At 46.3% G+C, this 18408-nt stretch carries 19 protein-coding genes; 5 read left to right on the top strand and 14 right to left on the bottom strand.

The annotated features are described in order from the left end of the window. Positions 1 to 121: 121 nt before the first annotated feature. From pepT to ACSF8W_RS18070, 3 genes are all read right to left on the bottom strand, one after another. Positions 122 to 1363: a peptidase T gene (gene pepT, locus ACSF8W_RS18080; protein ID WP_500848555.1), complete on the bottom strand. Its 1242-nt coding sequence runs from the start codon at positions 1361 to 1363 to the stop codon at positions 122 to 124. Between the two features lie 305 nt (positions 1364 to 1668). Further along, entirely contained in the window at positions 1669 to 3030 is a 1362-nt protein-coding gene (gene dcuC, locus ACSF8W_RS18075; protein ID WP_500848554.1) for a C4-dicarboxylate transporter DcuC, read from the bottom strand. A gap of 179 nt (positions 3031 to 3209) precedes the next feature. Then, on the bottom strand, positions 3210 to 4070 hold the full coding sequence (locus ACSF8W_RS18070) for a MurR/RpiR family transcriptional regulator (protein ID WP_500848553.1): 861 nt from the start codon (positions 4068 to 4070) through the stop codon (positions 3210 to 3212). Positions 4071 to 4803: 733 nt separating this feature from the next. Here ACSF8W_RS18070 and ACSF8W_RS18065 point away from each other — a divergent pair. From ACSF8W_RS18065 to ACSF8W_RS18055, 3 genes are all read left to right on the top strand, one after another. Further along, entirely contained in the window at positions 4804 to 6789 is a 1986-nt protein-coding gene (locus ACSF8W_RS18065) for a bifunctional metallophosphatase/5'-nucleotidase (RefSeq protein WP_500848552.1), read from the top strand. Between the two features lie 200 nt (positions 6790 to 6989). Continuing rightward, entirely contained in the window at positions 6990 to 7355 is a 366-nt protein-coding gene (locus ACSF8W_RS18060) for a hypothetical protein (RefSeq protein ID WP_500848551.1), read from the top strand. Between the two features lie 235 nt (positions 7356 to 7590). Beyond that, positions 7591 to 8031 carry a hypothetical protein gene (locus ACSF8W_RS18055; protein ID WP_500848550.1) on the top strand — a complete coding sequence of 147 codons (441 nt, stop codon included), beginning with the start codon at positions 7591 to 7593 and terminating at the stop codon, positions 8029 to 8031. A gap of 87 nt (positions 8032 to 8118) precedes the next feature. Here the strand turns inward: ACSF8W_RS18055 and ACSF8W_RS18050 are convergent, their stop codons facing one another. The 5 genes from ACSF8W_RS18050 to ACSF8W_RS18030 all read right to left on the bottom strand — a co-directional run bounded on the left by ACSF8W_RS18050 (position 8119) and on the right by ACSF8W_RS18030 (position 10520). After that, positions 8119 to 8286 (bottom strand): hypothetical protein, encoded by a 168-nt coding sequence (locus ACSF8W_RS18050; protein WP_500848549.1) that lies wholly within the window; start codon positions 8284 to 8286, stop codon positions 8119 to 8121. A 21-nt stretch (positions 8287 to 8307) separates the two neighbouring features. Continuing rightward, positions 8308 to 8625 carry a hypothetical protein gene (locus ACSF8W_RS18045; RefSeq protein WP_500848548.1) on the bottom strand — a complete coding sequence of 106 codons (318 nt, stop codon included), beginning with the start codon at positions 8623 to 8625 and terminating at the stop codon, positions 8308 to 8310. Between the two features lie 196 nt (positions 8626 to 8821). Beyond that, on the bottom strand, positions 8822 to 9739 hold the full coding sequence (locus ACSF8W_RS18040; protein ID WP_500848547.1) for a S1/P1 nuclease: 918 nt from the start codon (positions 9737 to 9739) through the stop codon (positions 8822 to 8824). Positions 9740 to 9752: 13 nt separating this feature from the next. Beyond that, the gene (locus tag ACSF8W_RS18035) at positions 9753 to 10121 is read right to left on the bottom strand and encodes a hypothetical protein (RefSeq protein ID WP_500848546.1); all 369 of its coding nucleotides are present in this window, start codon (positions 10119 to 10121) and stop codon (positions 9753 to 9755) included. Positions 10122 to 10133: 12 nt separating this feature from the next. Further along, complete coding sequence (locus tag ACSF8W_RS18030; protein WP_500848545.1) at positions 10134 to 10520, bottom strand: immunity protein Tsi6 family protein; 387 nt, start codon at positions 10518 to 10520, stop codon at positions 10134 to 10136. A gap of 298 nt (positions 10521 to 10818) precedes the next feature. On the opposite strand from ACSF8W_RS18030, the gene ACSF8W_RS18025 reads away from it, so the two are divergent. Then, positions 10819 to 12156, top strand: coding sequence for an NCS2 family permease (locus ACSF8W_RS18025; protein ID WP_500848544.1), 1338 nt, complete (start codon positions 10819 to 10821; stop codon positions 12154 to 12156). A gap of 205 nt (positions 12157 to 12361) precedes the next feature. Here the strand turns inward: ACSF8W_RS18025 and ACSF8W_RS18020 are convergent, their stop codons facing one another. From ACSF8W_RS18020 to ACSF8W_RS18005, 4 genes are all read right to left on the bottom strand, one after another. Then, positions 12362 to 12763, bottom strand: coding sequence for a hypothetical protein (locus ACSF8W_RS18020; protein WP_500848543.1), 402 nt, complete (start codon positions 12761 to 12763; stop codon positions 12362 to 12364). Between the two features lie 77 nt (positions 12764 to 12840). After that, positions 12841 to 13641: a hypothetical protein gene (locus ACSF8W_RS18015; protein WP_500848542.1), complete on the bottom strand. Its 801-nt coding sequence runs from the start codon at positions 13639 to 13641 to the stop codon at positions 12841 to 12843. 221 nt (positions 13642 to 13862) lie between these two features. Beyond that, positions 13863 to 14207, bottom strand: coding sequence for a DUF3861 domain-containing protein (locus ACSF8W_RS18010; protein ID WP_500848616.1), 345 nt, complete (start codon positions 14205 to 14207; stop codon positions 13863 to 13865). A 104-nt stretch (positions 14208 to 14311) separates the two neighbouring features. Beyond that, entirely contained in the window at positions 14312 to 14824 is a 513-nt protein-coding gene (locus ACSF8W_RS18005) for a DUF2798 domain-containing protein (protein WP_500848541.1), read from the bottom strand. Between the two features lie 155 nt (positions 14825 to 14979). Between ACSF8W_RS18005 and ACSF8W_RS18000 the strand changes: the two genes are divergently transcribed. After that, the gene (locus ACSF8W_RS18000; protein WP_500848540.1) at positions 14980 to 15402 is read left to right on the top strand and encodes a MarR family winged helix-turn-helix transcriptional regulator; all 423 of its coding nucleotides are present in this window, start codon (positions 14980 to 14982) and stop codon (positions 15400 to 15402) included. Between the two features lie 138 nt (positions 15403 to 15540). On the opposite strand, the gene ACSF8W_RS17995 is transcribed toward ACSF8W_RS18000, so the two are convergent. Both ACSF8W_RS17995 and ACSF8W_RS17990 read right to left on the bottom strand, forming a co-directional pair. Further along, a complete protein-coding gene (locus tag ACSF8W_RS17995) occupies positions 15541 to 15987 on the bottom strand; it encodes a GNAT family N-acetyltransferase (protein WP_500848539.1) in 447 nt (148 codons plus the stop codon). Between the two features lie 453 nt (positions 15988 to 16440). Next, entirely contained in the window at positions 16441 to 18408 is a 1968-nt protein-coding gene (locus tag ACSF8W_RS17990; RefSeq protein WP_500848538.1) for a polymer-forming cytoskeletal protein, read from the bottom strand.

The raw sequence follows: 18408 nt of genomic DNA, 5'->3' as shown, positions 1-18408 counted from the left end.
GCCTGTATGTCGGGGGATCTATACCTTTATAAGAAGTCGCCAAATAGCAGACATAAAAAAGTGCAGCGAACGGGCTGCACTTTTTGGGGGAAACTCAACTCACTGAACGTGCATGAATTGATTAACGCGTCGCACGTTCCGCCGTAATACGGATCACATCCACAACCACCGCGCTGGCCGCTTCTAGTGACGGCACTGGCAAGTATTCGTAGATAGAGTGGAAGTTGTGCGCACCGGTAAAGATATTCGGACACGGTAGGCCTTTCTGTGACAACACAGCGCCATCGTAACCACCACGCATTGGCGTCGCTTTCATCACAATGTTATTGCGAGCATACGCTTCTTTGGCGATATCAATCGGGAAGCTCGCATCACCTTCTAGGCTATTCGCGACGTTCTCGTAACGATCAGACAAACCAATCACCACACTGCCCTCACCCCATAATGCAACACAGTTATCCGCCAACTGCTGTAGGAATGCCATTCGCGCTGCATAGCCTTGCTTAGTGAAATCACGCACATCCATTTTCAGAACGGTTTTCGCACTGTTGCCAGCCAGCTCTTTCACCCAGTAGTAACCTTCACGGCCTTCGGTGTATTCAGGCGCTTCACCACCCGGTAGCATGGCAATAAATTTGTGTGCCATCAGTAAAGAGTTCTTCAACTTGCCTTTGGCTGACATTGGGTGAGCAGATTGGCCAATGAAGGTGATCACTGCATCGCCTGCATTCCAGTTTTCATGCACGAATTCACCAATGCCACAGCAATCCAGCGTGTAGCCAAAGTCAGCACCAAAGCTGTCAACGTCAAACGCTTTCGCGCCACGTAGACCTTGCTCTTCATCGGGCACGAAGGCCACTTTCACTGGACCATGCTTGATCTCTGGGTTAGCAATTAGCACCTGCAGGGCATGCATAATTGCAGCAATCGCAGCTTTATCGTCGGCACCTAGTAGACTGGTGCCGTCAGTCACGATAATGTCCTGGCCTTGGTAATCCGCCAATTCAGGGAATTCGGCTTGTTTCATCACGATATCCAACGCGCTGTTAAGCGTAATATCGCCACCGTCGTATTTCACTACCTGCGCTTGCGTATCATTGGTCTGCTCCATACTGGTATCTAAATGGGCAAAGAAAGACACGGTTTGCGTTGGGTAATCCACATTACTCGGCAACGTTGCTGTTAAGATCGCAGTATCGCGTAAAACGATCTCTTCCATACCCAACGCTTCCAGCTCTTTGGCTAGCAGCTGTGCCAATTCCATTTGACCCGGTGATGACGGCATGATCCCCGCCGCGCCATTCTCACGGCTCGTCGTGGTATTCACTCGGGTGTAATTCAAAAAACGCTCAACAATATTCATGCAATGCTCCCAACGTTTAACAGTGACGCCGCAGTGTGTTGATGACACAGATTGCCAAGAGACTCAAGGGTAACAAGGCACAATCACGGCAGTCATATTTGGATAAAAAGAGATGGCTATTTACTCACGTCTTATCTGATCTCGGCACACGGCCTCAACAATAGACATAAGAGAGAAATAAAGAGCTATCGCTTTTCGCAATCAGAGCGCGATATGGCGGCGATGTATGACCATCATTTTCGCCAAAACACACCCGAAAAAAGAAAGGCTGCGGGACCCCCTCCCACAGCCTTATTCGGTAACGGTTACACCAAGATTTGAGAACAAATCATCACGGTTAACAAACCACCCAGCATTGGAATCGCCGTACGTTTTGCTAACTCAATCGGTGAAACATTGGCAACTGCCGCACAGGCAATCACCACACCTGCTACTGGTGACGCTGAACGCATCAGACCCGCAGACAACTGCATAGGAAGCGCAACGTGTGCCGTTGCGGTACCCACTTGCGCCGCCACATCAGGGGCCAAGTTAGAGAAACTGAAGAATGCCGCATTACCTGAGCCAGACAACATGGTGATGGTCACAATAATCACCACCAGCATGATGATCATCGCAAAATAACCCAAGCCCATGTTTGATGCAGAGCTCAGCAGCAAATCGATAAAGCCAATTGCTTTTAAACCCACGACGAACGTTTGTGCTGCAATGATCAAGGTCACGACACCAGAAAACACGTTACCCATGCCTTCAAAGTACACTTTCAATGATGCAGCCACTTCTTTACCGTCACGGGTATAGATAAAGTCACACACCATAGAAACAAACAGGGCAATAAACATCGCAGTAACCACATCCATACGGATAGAGGTAACGGCAAAGCTACTGAACGTCAGCAACAAACCCAGTGGCAAAACAGGCAGAATTGCGAACCATTTCGGGGCTTTACGCTGCTCTTTTGCATCCAGGTTAAATTCATGTTTAACGCCTTTTTCTGCATCTTTCTGATCAAAATAGCGCTGACTGAAGAAGTGCAATGTTGCAATCACAACGATCGCAACCAATGAAACCGGTAACTGGTAGCTTGCGAAATACGTTGCTACATCAATGCCAGAGACTTCTGCTGCTTTGTTCGCCGCAGAAGAGGCAGGCCCCAAATCCAAACAGCCTGTCGTCGCAACAACAGCGGCCGCTGCGGCTGGGTTACACCCCACACCAACCAATACTGGGTACATGGCAACCAATAGCAACAACGCCAAACCGGTCGCACTTGGAATAAAGATGTTGATCAACTGGCCGATCACATACGCCATTGCCAATACCAAATACGGGTTTTTGATATAAGAAAGCGGCTTGGTAGCAATTTGTACCATGGCATTCGCTGCACCAATGTGACCCATGTATTTAGAAAAACCACCCACAGCCATGATGATCAAACCCAGTTTGGCCAGCGTGGACGAGGAAATCACTTTAATCACTTCAAAGAAGTCAACAATGATAGAGCCCGTGTGTGAGCCCCCTTTGGGTAGGAACTCCGTATTACCGTTAATCACACCCAGTGCGATCATGGTTAAACCAGCAAGAAATAACACAGCCTGTGTATTGTATTTCTTAACAATAAAATAACCGACAGCAAGAATCATCGGTAGCGCTAAATACGTAATCATGAATATCCTCTTCAATAATCATCGGAGTATTAAAAGCAAGCTAAATATATAAATGTTCGTGATGCATATGCATATGTTCAATGCGTTGTATTCAGTTCTGCTTCTTACAACGTCACATCACTCACATGCAGCCACGTATTTATATGAAAATTTACATACAAATAAAAAGTGGGTTGTTGTTATGATTTAAAAATACTGAATTCTTCGAAAAGTCCTTCTATGCGTTGAAACCGATTATTTTTTCCTTGCTGCAAGGAGAGCCCTTTAATTAAGACTTCTATGAGTGAAAACCCCGCAGCACGGTTATTAAAGTAGCCTCTGCCCTCACTCTCAACGGTAAATTGCACATCGCTGTAAGGAACAAAAGGATTGACGTGTTGATCCGTCAACGTAATGATTTGACCGCCACATTCATGGAACCAACGTACCAACTTAACGGTAACGCTAGAATAACGGTGATAAGAAATGGCAAACAAGGTATCGCTTGGCGTCACATCAACCAATTGATGCGGTAACGTCGACACGTCGGCTTTTAAAAAAAACACTTCCTTGCGTAAATAGCGAGCCAGTAAGTAGAAATAATTGGCTAACGCTTCTGAGGATGCGCTCCCCATCACGTACAACTTACCGTCAGATTGACACATAATATCAATCGCACGTTCAAAGTCTTGCTCAGACAGGGCTTCAAACGTTTTTTCCAGGTTATCTTGTATTTCGTGATAGTGCGTAGCCAGTACGCCGCGAATATCATCAGGGTTCGCATCCGTACGTTGGTGCTCATAGCGTTCAATCGGAATGGTTAAGGTTTGCGTTAAGTCTTCCGTCACGTCTTTTTTGAATTCAATGAATCCGCTAAAACCTAAACGCTGAAGAAAACGGCCTAATGTCGCCTTTCCTACCCCTATTTGTTTGCAAAGATCATCAATCTTCGCAAAGGGTAATACCGAATAATGCTGCATAAAATACTGTGCAATACGCGTTTCAGCATCCGTGTGCGTATCGAATTTATTCACAGCATTGATGAACGCTTGCTTGTTCATGGAGGTGATTTCCCGTTCAGTCCATTTCGTGGGAAATTTTTCCACCTACAGGACATTTAGGCAAGGGAATGAGAATTTCCCATAACAAATTTGTGATCGTCCCCCTTACTCACACGTTGGGTCTATATCCCGTTAATCTTTATTAACAATAATATTTACACGCCGTTAACCCAACATGTGTTTTACAACCAAAAAAACGTACCTTATTTTTAACTGTTGCCGTTTATGACAGAAAATGTCATGCGCATAAAATACTATTAATACGCAACTTTGCGCATCGCCTTTTATATCAACATCGCGTTGGGAGTTTTTTCCCATTGTTTTCCCACTCATACTGTTGGCACAACACCTTTGCATCACGTTTTATATTATGACGCCGCACATACTCACTAAATCGGCACGGTAAATAACGAAAAGGTGATACTTTCACCAATGTATTCACTGAAAGATCACTCTCCCTTTTTTATTATGTGCCAATTTCGTCCCTCTTTATTGATGACAATTTCACCAATATAACGATAGACCTTACTAATCAACCACCTGAGTTCACAAAAAACAACCGATTGCGATAAATTTCAAAAATGTCGATCTCAGTTCTGATTTTTTGCAATTGCTCAGGGTTTTCATCTCAGATATAGTGCGCAAGCCTCAAATATGTAAGGCTTTTTTTATGACAACGCGATGTATCGCTGTCATTTTTCCTCTACGAAGATACTTATAAACAGGTAGTTATATGAAGTTATCTAAGCCTCTTGTCGCTTTGTCCGTCACCGTCGCTCTTGCGGGTTGTGTGCAAAACAACACACAGTCAGATGATACGTTCACCTTAACGGTGGCACACATCAACGATACCCATTCAAACTTTGATCCGGTGAAATCGAGCTTCGTAGCGAACGATACCCTTGTTTATAACGAGTTTGGTGGCTACCCTCGCCTTCAAACGATGGCAACGGAATACAAACAAGCCGCAAAAGATGAGAACCGTAGTTTCTTGTTCCTTCACGGTGGTGATGCATGGCAAGGCAGTGCCTACTTCAAGCTTAATGAAGGTGCGATGAACGCGGAGTTGCTAAGCCAAATGGGCCTTGACGCCATGGCATTGGGTAACCATGAATTTGACCTAAACAACGCCAAGCTTAACCAATTCATCAGCGACATTAATTTCCCTGTTGTTGCTGCGAATATCGACACCAGCAAGGATCCTGATCTGAAAGGTCAAACGAACCTGAAGCCGTACGTGCTGTTTGCTTTCGATGGCAACACCAAAACCCCAATCACTGATATCAATAACCTGCCTGCAGATAAAGACATCGTTGCCGTCTTCGGTATCGCCCTTGATGACATGCCAAATCTTGCGCCTAACACAGGTAAAGTAGAATTTGCCGACATGGTGACGTCTGCACAAGCCACGGTTGATATGTTGAAGGCGAAAGGCGTGAACAACGTTATCGCACTGACCCACATCGGTAATGCGGTAGACGTTGATGTGGCATCAAAAGTGAACGGTATCGACTTGATCGTCGGCGGCCACTCGCACACGCTATTGGGTGACTTCACTAACATCGGCCACGACCATTCGGGTACTTACGCACAAATGGTGAAAAACCCGAACGGCATGACTCAAACGTGTGTCGTACAAGCGGGTGAATACGCGCAAGCCATCGGCCAGCTAGATGTAAGCTTTGATCAACAAGGCAACATTACACAGTGTGCTGGTCTGAATACCCTACTAACAAACGATGAATACTTCCATTCACCAATGCGTGAAGCTGACAGCAAGTTCAGCGCAGATGAAACGGCGGATGTTGTTGAGTTTGTGGAAGGTGAGAAAAACATCGCAATCACGGCAGAAGAAGCAGCGATGCGCAGCTTGATCGACAGCAAATACAAGCCAGCTGTTGATAAAGCGTACGGCAAAGTGATTGCACAGGTACCGGTTGAGATCCGCCATGAGCGTCGCCCTGGTGATCGCGGTACAGACAAGCACGGTTCAGATGTCGCCCCTATCTTGGCAGAAGGTCAGTACTTCTGGGCGAACTCACCTGAAGTTCAAGCGTTGACTGGCATGAAAGTTGACTTCGCGCTGATCGGTGCGGGCGGTATCCGTAAGAACATTGAAGCGGGCGAATACCGCGAAGGTAACATCGCGCTAGAGTTGATCCCTTTCTCTAACTTCATGTCTGTTGTGCCGGTTAAAGGCAGCGTGATCACATCGCTGATTGAAAGCACAGTGAGCGCAACGCTACCTGAAGGCGCACACGCAGGTAAATTCCCTTACGGTGGCCACATTCGTTACCAATTCACTGAAACAGCGAAAAACAAAGCCGGTAAGCTGGATTTCGTAGAGGTGATGACAGGTACAACCGAGAAACCGGTTTGGATGCCAATTGATGCTAACAAAACCTACAACGTTGCAATCAACAACTACAATGCCACCGGTAACGACGGTTGGACACCGCTATTCAACGCACAGAAGAAAGATTCTGGCCGTGTTGACTTAGCGTATGTGGACAACAAGCTAACCGCTTTCCCTGTGAAACACATTGAAAGTGTGAACGGCAAATACAAAGTGCGCTACGAAGGTTCGGCACCGAACTGTAAAGCGGACAACACCCGTTGTAACACGGATGCACAAGCCGTGATTGACTACATGGCGGAAAATACGCCTGTACTTAAGCCATTGCCGTATGACGTGGTGACGTTCAACCGCGCCAACTGATCTGCCATGTTCTGACACCCCAATGTCAGACATTTATGCAAAGGGCCTGTTCGCAGGCCCTTTTTTATGCAGATATTTTGCGCGGCCAGAAGCGGTTCACCGCATAAGGCTTTATCCCGCCCCCATGGTCTATTACACTACCCCGCGGCTTGATAATACGCAGCACGTAACATTCGCTTGAACGGCTAAGGACACACTGAATGCAACAAGTAACCATTGCTCCAAATCCACAGATTGCCACTATCTTCCAAAAATGGGCAGAAGACTGGGCCAAAGATGCACAAAGCGATCAGAAAGACACGGCAAACAAATTCCATACCGTGTACAACATTGCCGCAAACATGTTTCAGAAAGGTGGTGATGTCGATTTACAAATCTTGCATGCGCTATTTGAAGACTGTAAGCAGAAGCTTGAAAATGCACAAGCGATGAGCGCCAAAGTAAAAGCGGCATTGAGCGAAGATGATCCTCGTGCACAAGCGATCATCAGTAAAATCAATCTGACTGCCAACGATGCCTCACACGTGGTGCGTTATTTGGGTCAGCTATTGAAGCCTGCGGCATAATCGCCTCAGCGACCTTTTATGATTCACCACCCTGTCGGTGGTGAGTCCATCTCTCCCACCCGCCACTTTCACTCTCACCCGTATTCACTCTCCTCGTCATAGTTCCTGATTCTGTGCTGACATTGCTCTCAGTGAAAAAGTTGAAATTCATCTAAACCCCGAATTGTGTATATTGTTTTTTATGCCGTAGGAGCAGAGCGTAGTGATCTCGCGATTCTGTATTTCAAGGACAAGAATGAAAAAGACACTGGCATTGGGCATCAGCAGTATTGTGGCACTGCTCATCTCAACAAGCACGTTGGCTGATAATCACCAAAAACAACTGGCCGACAGCATCCTCAAATCCCCTACGCTAAGCTGTTTGGGAACAGAGCCCTTCTGGGGGATCGATGTCAAAGGCAAAGCGCTGATCTTTTCTGATTTAGGCGGAGAACAGACCCTTTTTAACATCAACTTCTACAGTAGCAGTATCAATCATACCAACCGCTGGGTCATGCAAGCTATCAACAAAGACGCAGAGCAACCCATCTCTCTTGCCCTGCATGAAACCGGTGAGTGCACGGATGATATTAGTGATTTTCGCTATCAACACGAAGTGATTGTGACGATGCCAGATCACGCCGTTTACAGCGGTTGTTGCAATCGCCTGCCGTTGAAAGACGGTAGCGGACAATAAGCAACAAAACAGACAAAAATCCAAGTGAAAAATCCACAAAAAAGGCATCCACACGGGATGCCTTTAAGTACGGATTTTATGGTGGTTTCATTCAGCGTGTGGCGCTGTTTTTTCTCGCTGACGAAAAGTCGATTTTGGCTGGAAAAACTCACACGCCGCCCGTGTGGCTAACGTGGGTTGCTCCCACGCACCACACAAGTCTTTAAGGTTATCCGCAGTACGGGTAAACTGACGACACTGACCGCATTTATTCATCGTCGAACACACTCATTATTATTACTTAGCTAAACGCGTCACTAGACGATTTTTGTCACCTTTAGATCCCGTAAATTCAGCTATTTCTTTATAAAATGCGCCATAAAAACATGGAAACATTGCCGCCATGACAAGAAAGTAGCTCACTTTATAGCGAAATGGTGTTTCACCGTTTTCAGACATATCAAAGAACATCGCACCACTAAAAACTTGTAGAACAAGCAAATAAAGGGTTACAAGTGAGCCAATGATTAAATAAATCGGTAATACCACAGAAAATACAAAATTAAATAGAACAGCCATAATATAAGAAAAGATATACGATAGAACAGACAACATAAATACATCCTTGATTAGTTGAGCTAGCATTCCTGAGTTGCTAATTTATCAGCAACTTTTACCGCATAAACAAGAATGTTGCCCCTCCTCTAACTAAATTGAAAATTTTGGAGAAGCGTTCCACTTAACTGTAAATGAATTAGTTATCAATAACCTAGCACATCGATACTTTTTTATTCATCGCACCACACGACATTCACTTATTCCCCAACGCATGATTCAAACCATCCGCTAGCCGATATCCCGCCAGCGCCAATCGCTTTTCTACGGCGGCTTGTCCCTGCTGAATATAGGTTTGAGTCGGTTGCGCGTTTTGCTTCACGCTATACACCAAAGGTGCCAACTGCTCACTTTCCTCAATCCATCGTGCGACATCACCGGGTTGCCCCAAGGTGAACGTGGTTTTCGGATACTCTTGCTGCAACGCAGTCACTAATTCCACCACATGTTGTTTATCGTCTAACAGCCCTAAGCCGTCATCCCATAAATGATGCAGGTTTTTCTTGGATCCCTTGAGGGTGTATTTGTTACCCCCCAGATCTGACTTACACCAGTATTTACTCAAACTGGTGGCCACGGTATGTAAGGGCTGATGGGTGTCGCCAGTAAGGTGGGCAATAAACATCAGGCTCGCCGCTTGTGGGTGTCCTTTAAAGTCCGCATACAGTGCCTGAGTGGCTAATTGAATATTGGGGTTGCGAACAAAATTACACTGACTGCTGGTTGGGTAGACCGCATTAATGTAATGCCATTGATTGGTTTTTTTCTCGTCCCACCGATTCAAAGAAGGTGGCATTGCCTCCCCCATCTGTTGCCAGACGCTTTGGGCGGGTTGTTTGCGAATCATATCCGGCACAACCGCGAGTTGGGCAAACGCACTCACGTCTTTATAACTGCCGATGATATGTTGGGTTTTCTTCGGTAATGCATTCACCGCCTTCGCCGTCAATGCATCCACCTTGTCACGCGCCACCGGTGTCAGATTTTGATAGGCAATTTCCGCCACAATCACATGGCCTTCAAAGTTCCATGCTTGTACGGGCAATGGCAAAGTACTTAATGGCATCAACGCTGCGGCTGCGAGCAACGATTTACTGTTTATCACCTGACTCATACTCCGCCTTTCGTTATTGTTTGCTGTCGATAGAATGCGTTCGCCACGAAAAAAGATCGCTTAACCTGTGCCCATGATAATGTTCAGGACAGTGGATACGACGATAATTCACTACAATACCAATCACAGCAGGTACGGCGAATAAACACAATGCTGTCTGAAACAGGTTTTCAGCCCCTGAGCGGAAAATGATAAAACCATTAAACGCACACAACGCCAGTAATACTGCGTTAGCTCTGATAGCCCAGCGCGCTAATTGGATGTAGCCCTGCCAATCATACACTTTCCAATTCAGATGAAAGGTCAAGCACTGCGGACATAATCGGGACAATGGAATATCAGCCAGCTCAGCATGACAACTGGGGCAACGGGCTTTTTTCATTTCAACGTCCCCTTACTTCACACCTTGAGGCGCATCGGCTTGAGTCGTATCACCTTGAGTGACACGATCTTCGGTGACAGGTTCTTCCGCCAAATACTCTTCCAGCAACTCAACATCCACCGTAAACCCTTCACGGGTTTTCACTGCAACGTAAAACGCTGCGTTCAAGGCCGAATAGAGTTCACTATAACGCGGTGACAGTTCTCGCACCGCATAATGACCAAAGGTGAGCGAATGCAGGCGCTGATGATCGCTATCTTCGCCGGAAAAATACGCAATCAGCCATGCCAGTTCTGTTTCCACAGAAGAATGGATTGGCGCGATAAATGCGGCGGGATGGGTATGCAACAGCGCAAGCGCCTGTTCGCACACGGCCATTTTTAGTGCTTCCTGACTCATCTTTCCACTCCTTCATCTGTCCTTTATATGTCCTCGTCTCAGTATCCACAGTCGTACAGACCGGCACAACCTATTAACCACAAAAATCCCTTCTTGTGCCCGAAGCCTAATGCAAAACGTGTAACAGCACCTTTGTACTGATAACAACGCAACAAATAGCAGTAAAGCGCTACCATTTATGCTTGGGATAATTTAATTGCCCAAAAACACCCCTTGAATGAACATTTTTATGTTGCAAACGTTTACGCAGGCGTTAGAATCCACCGCAATCGTTTACCCTGTAGTTTGTGAGTGTATTATGTCGACCCCTAAAATGAATCTTGATTCATTTTTCAAAATCACGGAACGCGGCAGTAGCGTCCGCCAAGAAGTCCTCGCGGGTTTAACCACGTTTTTAGCCATGGTCTATTCAGTGATTGTAGTGCCGACCATGCTAAGTGCCGCCGGTTTTGATGCTGGCGCGACCTTTGTTGCTACTTGTTTGGTTGCCGCATTTGGTTCACTGGTGATGGGCTTGTGGGTCAACCTACCACTGGCAATTGGTTGTGCTATTTCATTAACTGCATTCACCGCATTCAGCCTAGTTCTCGGTCAGAACGTACCGGTACCTGTCGCGTTAGGTGCCGTCTTCCTGATGGGTGTCATCTTCACCCTGATCAGTGTGACCGGTGTCCGTACATGGATTTTGAATAACATGCCGTTTGGCATCGCGCACGGTACGGGCATTGGTATCGGCTTATTCTTACTGCTGATTGCCGCGAATGGCACGGGCTTGATCGTGAAAAACGCAGGTGCAGGTTTACCTGTTGCGCTTGGCGACATTACCTCTTTCCCTGTATTAATGACGATGCTTGGCTTGGCGGCCATTTTAGGCCTTGAAAAGCGTAAAGTACCTGGCGGTATTTTAATGGTGATCATCGTACTGTCTGTACTCGGCCTCATTTTTGATGAAAACGTCAAATACCAAGGCTTATTCGCCCTGCCGTCACTGGCGACCGCCAATGGCGAATCGCTCATTTTCTCAATGGATGTCAAAGGCGCACTGAGCGCGGCCGTATTGCCTTCCGTACTGGCACTGGTCATGACTGCGATTTTTGATGCCACTGGCACCATTCGCGCGATTGCCGGCCAAGCCAACCTGCTGGACAAAAACGGTAACATCATCAATGGCGGAAAAGCACTGACCGCTGACTCAATGAGTTCTGCGTTTTCAGGTTTAGTGGGCGGCGCCCCGGCGGCGGTTTACATCGAATCGGCGGCGGGTACAGCGGCGGGCGGTAAAACAGGCCTGACCGCCAGTGTGGTGGGCTTCTTGTTCTTACTGACGATTTTCTTGTCGCCTCTGAGCTACCTTGTACCGGTTTACGCAACCGCACCTGCACTTATGTATGTAGGCCTGTTGATGCTGAGCAACGTCAGCAAACTTGATTTTGATGACTTTGTCGATGCAATGTCAGGTTTGATCTGTGCGGTATTTATCATTCTGAGCGGTAACATCGTGACAGGTATCATGCTGGGCTTTGTCAGCTTGGTGATTGGCCGCCTGTTTGCAGGCGAAATAAAGAAATTGAATGTAGGCACCGTGGTGATCTGCATTGTATTGGTGGTGTTCTACTTAGGTGGCTGGGCGATTTAAGCCTTCCCTCCCACACCTATTTTTTTATCACCGATATCCCCAAACGATATCCCGATAACAGAGACTCAAACAAAAACGCCGATCGCATCCCCCCTGCGACCGGCGTTTTTCTATTCTGTACAGCCCTCTGCACATACCATTTATCTGTCACTTTGGTTGATAATGCGCATCGACCCAAATTTCATTAATTTCATCGGCTTGTTGCTTAAACAAAAAGCGGTTTCACATGCGGTTTTCTGATATATACCAAAATAAACACGGCTAAAGCGGTACTGATGCACTGCATGATCACGTTACCTACCGTCATCTCAGAGCCCGGGAAGATAGGAAAAACCGACGCCACCCCCATCGGAATAGACAGTCCATACAAGCCATTAGTCAATGACCAGCCCCAGCGTTTCAAGTTAAAAAAGCCAAACACCGACGCGAGTAAGCCAACACCCAGTATCACACTCACCACAGCCATCGCCGATACCCATAGTGGAAAGTCCGGCATTGATGAAGACAACGCTAAAAGCCCCCCTCCAGCCATTGTGCTCAATAGTCCCCCAAAACCGCTATACACTGCGATCACGGTAATACCGGTAGGCTTCTTTTTATTGCTCATTATCACTCCTTGATTATGTGACTATCGCCGTTCACTGAAAATACAAGAGATAGGTTTCAGACTCTCATCTATTTCCGTCAACGCGTCGTCTGCTTTTCCAATATCATCTCATACTGTGATTTAGGCGCATCAAAGTACGTAGCATGAACATAAGCATGCCAATCTTTCAATAAGGCGTCCATAGGCATATTTGTCACCTTCGTAATATCACCATTGTTCTTTATAAGAGTGAGTAGCGCATCTTTTCCCCATTTCTTATCAATATATTCACCAATGGTATAACCTAATTCATAAATAGCAGCGCTTTGATTAAAATTCGCATTTAAATCATTTACAAGATAATCAAAACGGTCGCGAATTAAATGCAAGCGATTCGCGTAATACCACACAGGTTCCGATTCATAAATGGCAATCGCCTCCCATAACCAACGCGGATTATTGGCAAAGGCAGGATTCACGTTCAATGTCACTAAATGGACAAATTCATGTAACGCTGTCTGCGCCGTTTGGCCTTCTGTGTAGAGTAATCTAAGTTCATTTTTAAACACATACCCCGTCGAACCCGGAAATTGAACACCCAGTGCGTCCTTCTGTGCGGCTAAATAGTCTCCTCCGCTCTTCCACACACGCACGGTTATGGATAGCATGGTTGCCAGCTGAAAGTCCGCCAATAAACGCGGGGTATTATTCGACAGTGTCTGGTGGATAGCGGGAATAACAGATGCTGGCAGTTCATTATACAAAACGTACTTAAACGCGCCTTTATCGGAAACATAACAATCATCACAGGTTTCAGACGCATTCACCCACGGTGAAAGACAGATCAGCAAAGTAGCAATAACGGTGATCACGCCATGATGTAAGCGTACATAAAACATATGTTTTATCCTCTGATTTTTATCTTTATGCCCATGCTTCACACTATCAATTTTTTATCGATTGATGAAACACTTACAGACATAAAGACAAGAGGATGCACTAACATTCTGATGTAATAAGCGCGCATATTACATCGCCATCACATACTGATACACCACGTAATAAACTGACAGGTACCATATTGTCGACGGAGCCATAAATACATGTAATTTCGTTTTTCTTACTTTTTCACGGTACTTTTTACTGTCGCTTTTAGGTTCTGCATGAATTGTCGAAAGTGTGGCATAAAGTCAACAAATAACGGATGTTTGCGATCTGCCATCATCACTGGCCCTAATAAACGCAATGCAACACCCACTCGCGTTGCATCATTGACATCTAAACCGCTGCCTTGCTTTAATTTTTCGACAATTTCAAGCATATCTTCACGATCTTGAACCGTAAGCGTCAGTGTTTTCTCTTCTTCAATCCCCATCTCTTCAATGGTGATACGGTATTCATGGCCACGTTTTTTAGCAGGTGTTGCCGCCAAAGAAGCGGCGGTGTTTGTCTCTGTATTTTTCATCTCGGTTTCCTGTGCAGTCTGTGTCTTTAATGCTTGATCGTCTGAAAGTTCAAGGTGCTGTACATCGTCTTTTTGTGCTTTCATCATTTTCTCCGCAAATTACATTAGCGATTTAAAAACTGTTTGATTTTAGGTTTTACGATAATTGCCATGATTGGCATAACCACAAGGCTAACGGGTAATGCAGCCCTGAGCCCACTCCACCATCCCGCCATAAATTGCTGATAATCTGTAAAACCAAAGTGGCTGGCGGCGGCCATAAAGGCCACGATGGACTCCATCACACAGGCCATAATCAACCCAATAACTATATTGCGAGTGGTCTCTTTGGCATAAGGCATCAGATAACCGATCAGGCGACTCACCGCCCACAGGCTCATAACGGCAAGAGGCTTCACCGTCAAAATAACCGTGCCAAACGCACGCAGCCAATCCTGCCAAAAGGTATCCGTTATCCCCACATTGCGGTAGGTCATCACACCGGTTAACAGGCCGCACATGCAACTCATGACACCGAACAGCACCAATACGCGTGACAAGGTCCAGCGTGAAACCGGTTTAGCGGGTTTATTCTCAGGGCCTGTCTCTGTCACTTCTGCTATTAGCGCATTATTCACACCTAATCTCCTACGGGGTGCGGTTCACTCGGCAATAGGCTGGACAGTCACACGGTTAAGCATTCCTGCACTTGCACACGCCAAGCTTTAAGTTGATAATGTCAACTATAGATCACATAGTTGACGTTATCAACCATATTTTTAAGGTTCACCCTATGGCCAATGGCACATCGTTAGACAGCCTGTTTCATCTTGTTCATATCATGAAGCGTCAAGTCCATGATCATATTGAACAATTAGGCTTACCTTTAGCTCCGATGCATATACGCGTGATTAAAATCATTGATCGGAAATCGCCGTGTACTGCGAATGACATTGTGCAGTTTTTACAGCGCGACAAGGCGCAAGTGACGCGCTTACTCAATACACTGATTGAACAAGGCTATATTGAAAAAGTCCCGAATCCGGATGATAAACGCAGCCAGCGACTGCTTCTCACCGACAGTGGCGCAACCATCATGGCGCAGATAAATGACATAGATAAACAGATGGGGCAGCAACTCACTCAAGGGATCACGTCAGAAGAGTTGGCCGCATTGCAGCGTATAACGGAAAAGATGGCGACGAACCTACGTTAGCTATTTCTACCCATATCCCCCGCGATACACTGATCTGCGAAATAATGATCTGCGAAATAACGATTTGCAATAGAACGACCCGCACGTTAAGAGTGACTTAACGGGCGGGTATGATTTACTCAGCGGTAGCCACTTATCTCAAAGATCGATATACAAGTGCAGCATGTCTTTATGCTGTATACCGTTTTCAAAAATGGGTTCTGCGTAATGGGTAAGAAAATGATCGTTGATCACTGCATCGACTCGAAAACCCATTCTCTGGTAATACGTCAATTGATAACCAAACGTCCCCGTTCCCAACTCAACCCGTTGTACTTTTTTCTTGGCTAATGCTGCCAATGTAAATCGCAACATGTCAGAGCCAATGCCCTGCTGCTGATACTCAGGCCATACTGCAACATTGTATATTTCAGCGCAGCCATCATAGATTAATTTAGCCACACAGACGCCGACAATACTGCCATCAAGCATGGCAGCAAAACACCATGAATCATTCAAATAGGATTGAACATGATGCTCACAAGGATCGGCTTCAAGCAGAAGCTGCATCGGGATATCTACGGCGTCGACCTCTAAATATTTCATACTTTCTCATGATAAATAATGAATGGTAATGAAAGAACCTGCCTACCCAACTCACTATCCGGATAACCTCGCGGCGATCACGGATCGGTATATTGTTACCACCGAAAAAAAACGCAAAAAAAACGTGACACCCATTCCAAAAAATCACGAATACTTCACGTTCGATGCCCTATAGTGCCAGAACAAACCAGCCACATCTGGCTGAAAACAAAAACACATTGCATCACTAGCTAAAAGGCCACTAAGAGCCATGAGTCATTCAAAGAAAGTTAATCATCAGCGTCGTCCTCAATTTGAACAAACACAAAAGCGCATTGTGAAAGCCAAAGATTTGAGCGAACTGATCGTTCGTGTTCAAGGCGTCAGGAAAAAGGAAGACTGAAATAAAAAACGCACAGTAAAGAGAGCGATCTCCCCTTACTGTGCGCTTTAATCAAAGAGAACACACAAGGATTACAAGGATTGCCAGCCTTTAAACACCAGGTTCGGTGGTGACGTGGTTGTTACTTTCCCCACTTCTGCATCCCCAATCGCTTCATCGTAATGAATGCCGCCAGCTCCAGTCACGCTGACCGATTTTCCTAGCAAAGCCCCTTTAAACCCAACGCTTGAGCTGATGGCGATATCCGTTAGCGGCGCATAAATCGCCGCGTAAACTTGTTCTACACCACCGGTTATATAGACGCCCGTACCACTGTAAGAACTGAAGATTGAGAACACCGGTAAGCCATCCGCCGTTAAGCCATACGTCGGCGTTAATACTTCTGAACCAGCACCGATAATCAAGTCACCTTTTACGAGAAGGGTCAGGCTGCTGTTATCAGGAATCGTCAGTGTGCTCGCCCCCGACATAATGAAGTTACCCTTCACAAACATGAAAACATTATGCCCCGCTTTCACCGCTAACTTACCGTTAATGTTCGCGTTGTCATACATTAATATCGGCTGTGTCACACTGATAAAGGGAGCGTTACGGGCAGCAATGGGTGATGGCTTTGTGCTCGCCGAACCAGGCCAATGCGTAAACTCCCCCAGACTATTACTCAGTGTGTAAAGCGTCGTATCGCCACCGGTATCATTCACATCCAGATCTTTGGCATGATCCGCGAAAGACTCTACCGTGAGCAGTTGGTTTTCAATGTCCAACGGGTCACAGGTCATATCATTCGGATCGCTGATATCGACAACCCCATCGTCAATCGGGATCATATCGACCATCGGCACGAAGGCGATGTCAGGCTGCGGCGGATCAACCTTATACGGGGGATTCAAATAATCGGAATCTGGAGCCCCCGACCATTCTTTGGCGAAGTTGCCCACCCCTGCATAGGCTAAATTATCATGGTTGATAACGGCATTCGTCGTCAGTAACGTGACATTCTGTTTTGATTTTACGCCATCGACACTGCCTTCATATTGCGAGTAATGACCGTACGTTTGCGCTATCCCCAAGGCGGTGACCTGACGCAGTGTAATATCGCCCGTTGATAAGATATCGCCACCAATACTCTCACCCGTCGCAGTGACATACCCTGTCGAAACAATGTTACCGCCGACCTTGGTTTGTTCCACTTTGACATAGTCATTCGCATGGATTGACCCCGCCACGGCACCGTTTTTTTGATTGAAATGCTTATAGGTAAAAACATCTCCCCCAATGGTGCTATTGTTGAACATATTGATGGTGCCATTACTGCTGAGATTCCCCGTAATATGCGCAGAGCCCCCAAATTCCACGTTCCCGACAGCAATGACATTCCCATCAATCTTGCCGGTGCCCGATAATTCAACCAAGTCATTCGCGTTCAGCGTTCGGACCGTCACGTTCCCTGCGATATTCGGCTCACCATCAGGCTTGAGTGCGCCATAATCACCCAGCGCTGAGTTATAACTGTTAATTTTACCGCTGCCGCTGAGCGCTACACGATCGCACCCTACAATACCGCGCCCAAATGCCGACGATGAGGTAGACGTTGAACTCTCCAGTTCAAAATTGGCCTTTAACACCGTTTTACCATCAAAGCGCAACCCATCACTTTGTAATACCAACTTATTGGTGCCTGCCGCGGCATCAATGGTCAACGCATACGTCATATCGGTTATGCCGGGGGCGCTACCGGTTGTTTCCATCCCGGCAAGGAGCACGTCCAACGTTTTATCTGGGTGTAGCGCAAGTTGCTCATTGAGATAGTCATAGGTATCAAACACCCCTTTTTCTGCCACCAAACGTGCATTGGTCTTTTTCTGAAAGTTACCGCTTAAACGCTCTTGGGTAACATTGTCTTTTAGGGAGTTTAATACCAATCCACCGGCCATCATGCTTAATATCAGCACGCTGATTAAGGCGAAGCCGCGTTCTTTTTTCTGTTTCTGTGAAGCGTTCTGTTTCGCGGAATAATGCTTTAAGCGTAACGTTTGCAC

The sequence above is a fragment of the Photobacterium sp. 270122K genome (assembly GCF_059941365.1).
The sequence above is the reverse complement of the archived record's forward strand: the minus strand, read 5'-3'. Positions and strand labels throughout refer to the sequence as shown.

What these genes read in the sequence shown, in the direction of transcription:
- ACSF8W_RS18060 (WP_500848551.1), top strand. Translation starts at nt 6,990, where the DNA reads ATGCAACAAGTAACCATTGCTCCAAATCCACAGATTGCCACTATCTTC.
- ACSF8W_RS18015 (WP_500848542.1), bottom strand. Translation starts at nt 13,641, where the DNA reads ATGTTTTATGTACGCTTACATCATGGCGTGATCACCGTTATTGCTACT.
- ACSF8W_RS18045 (WP_500848548.1), bottom strand. Translation starts at nt 8,625, where the DNA reads ATGTTGTCTGTTCTATCGTATATCTTTTCTTATATTATGGCTGTTCTA.
- ACSF8W_RS18020 (WP_500848543.1), bottom strand. Translation starts at nt 12,763, where the DNA reads ATGAGCAATAAAAAGAAGCCTACCGGTATTACCGTGATCGCAGTGTAT.
- ACSF8W_RS18070 (WP_500848553.1), bottom strand. Translation starts at nt 4,070, where the DNA reads ATGAACAAGCAAGCGTTCATCAATGCTGTGAATAAATTCGATACGCAC.
- ACSF8W_RS18000 (WP_500848540.1), top strand. Translation starts at nt 14,980, where the DNA reads ATGGCCAATGGCACATCGTTAGACAGCCTGTTTCATCTTGTTCATATC.
- ACSF8W_RS17995 (WP_500848539.1), bottom strand. Translation starts at nt 15,987, where the DNA reads ATGAAATATTTAGAGGTCGACGCCGTAGATATCCCGATGCAGCTTCTG.
- ACSF8W_RS18030 (WP_500848545.1), bottom strand. Translation starts at nt 10,520, where the DNA reads ATGAGTCAGGAAGCACTAAAAATGGCCGTGTGCGAACAGGCGCTTGCG.
- ACSF8W_RS18040 (WP_500848547.1), bottom strand. Translation starts at nt 9,739, where the DNA reads ATGAGTCAGGTGATAAACAGTAAATCGTTGCTCGCAGCCGCAGCGTTG.
- pepT (WP_500848555.1), bottom strand. Translation starts at nt 1,363, where the DNA reads ATGAATATTGTTGAGCGTTTTTTGAATTACACCCGAGTGAATACCACG.
- ACSF8W_RS18035 (WP_500848546.1), bottom strand. Translation starts at nt 10,121, where the DNA reads ATGAAAAAAGCCCGTTGCCCCAGTTGTCATGCTGAGCTGGCTGATATT.
- ACSF8W_RS18025 (WP_500848544.1), top strand. Translation starts at nt 10,819, where the DNA reads ATGTCGACCCCTAAAATGAATCTTGATTCATTTTTCAAAATCACGGAA.
- ACSF8W_RS18055 (WP_500848550.1), top strand. Translation starts at nt 7,591, where the DNA reads ATGAAAAAGACACTGGCATTGGGCATCAGCAGTATTGTGGCACTGCTC.
- ACSF8W_RS18050 (WP_500848549.1), bottom strand. Translation starts at nt 8,286, where the DNA reads ATGAATAAATGCGGTCAGTGTCGTCAGTTTACCCGTACTGCGGATAAC.
- dcuC (WP_500848554.1), bottom strand. Translation starts at nt 3,030, where the DNA reads ATGATTACGTATTTAGCGCTACCGATGATTCTTGCTGTCGGTTATTTT.
- ACSF8W_RS18010 (WP_500848616.1), bottom strand. Translation starts at nt 14,207, where the DNA reads ATGAAAAATACAGAGACAAACACCGCCGCTTCTTTGGCGGCAACACCT.
- ACSF8W_RS18065 (WP_500848552.1), top strand. Translation starts at nt 4,804, where the DNA reads ATGAAGTTATCTAAGCCTCTTGTCGCTTTGTCCGTCACCGTCGCTCTT.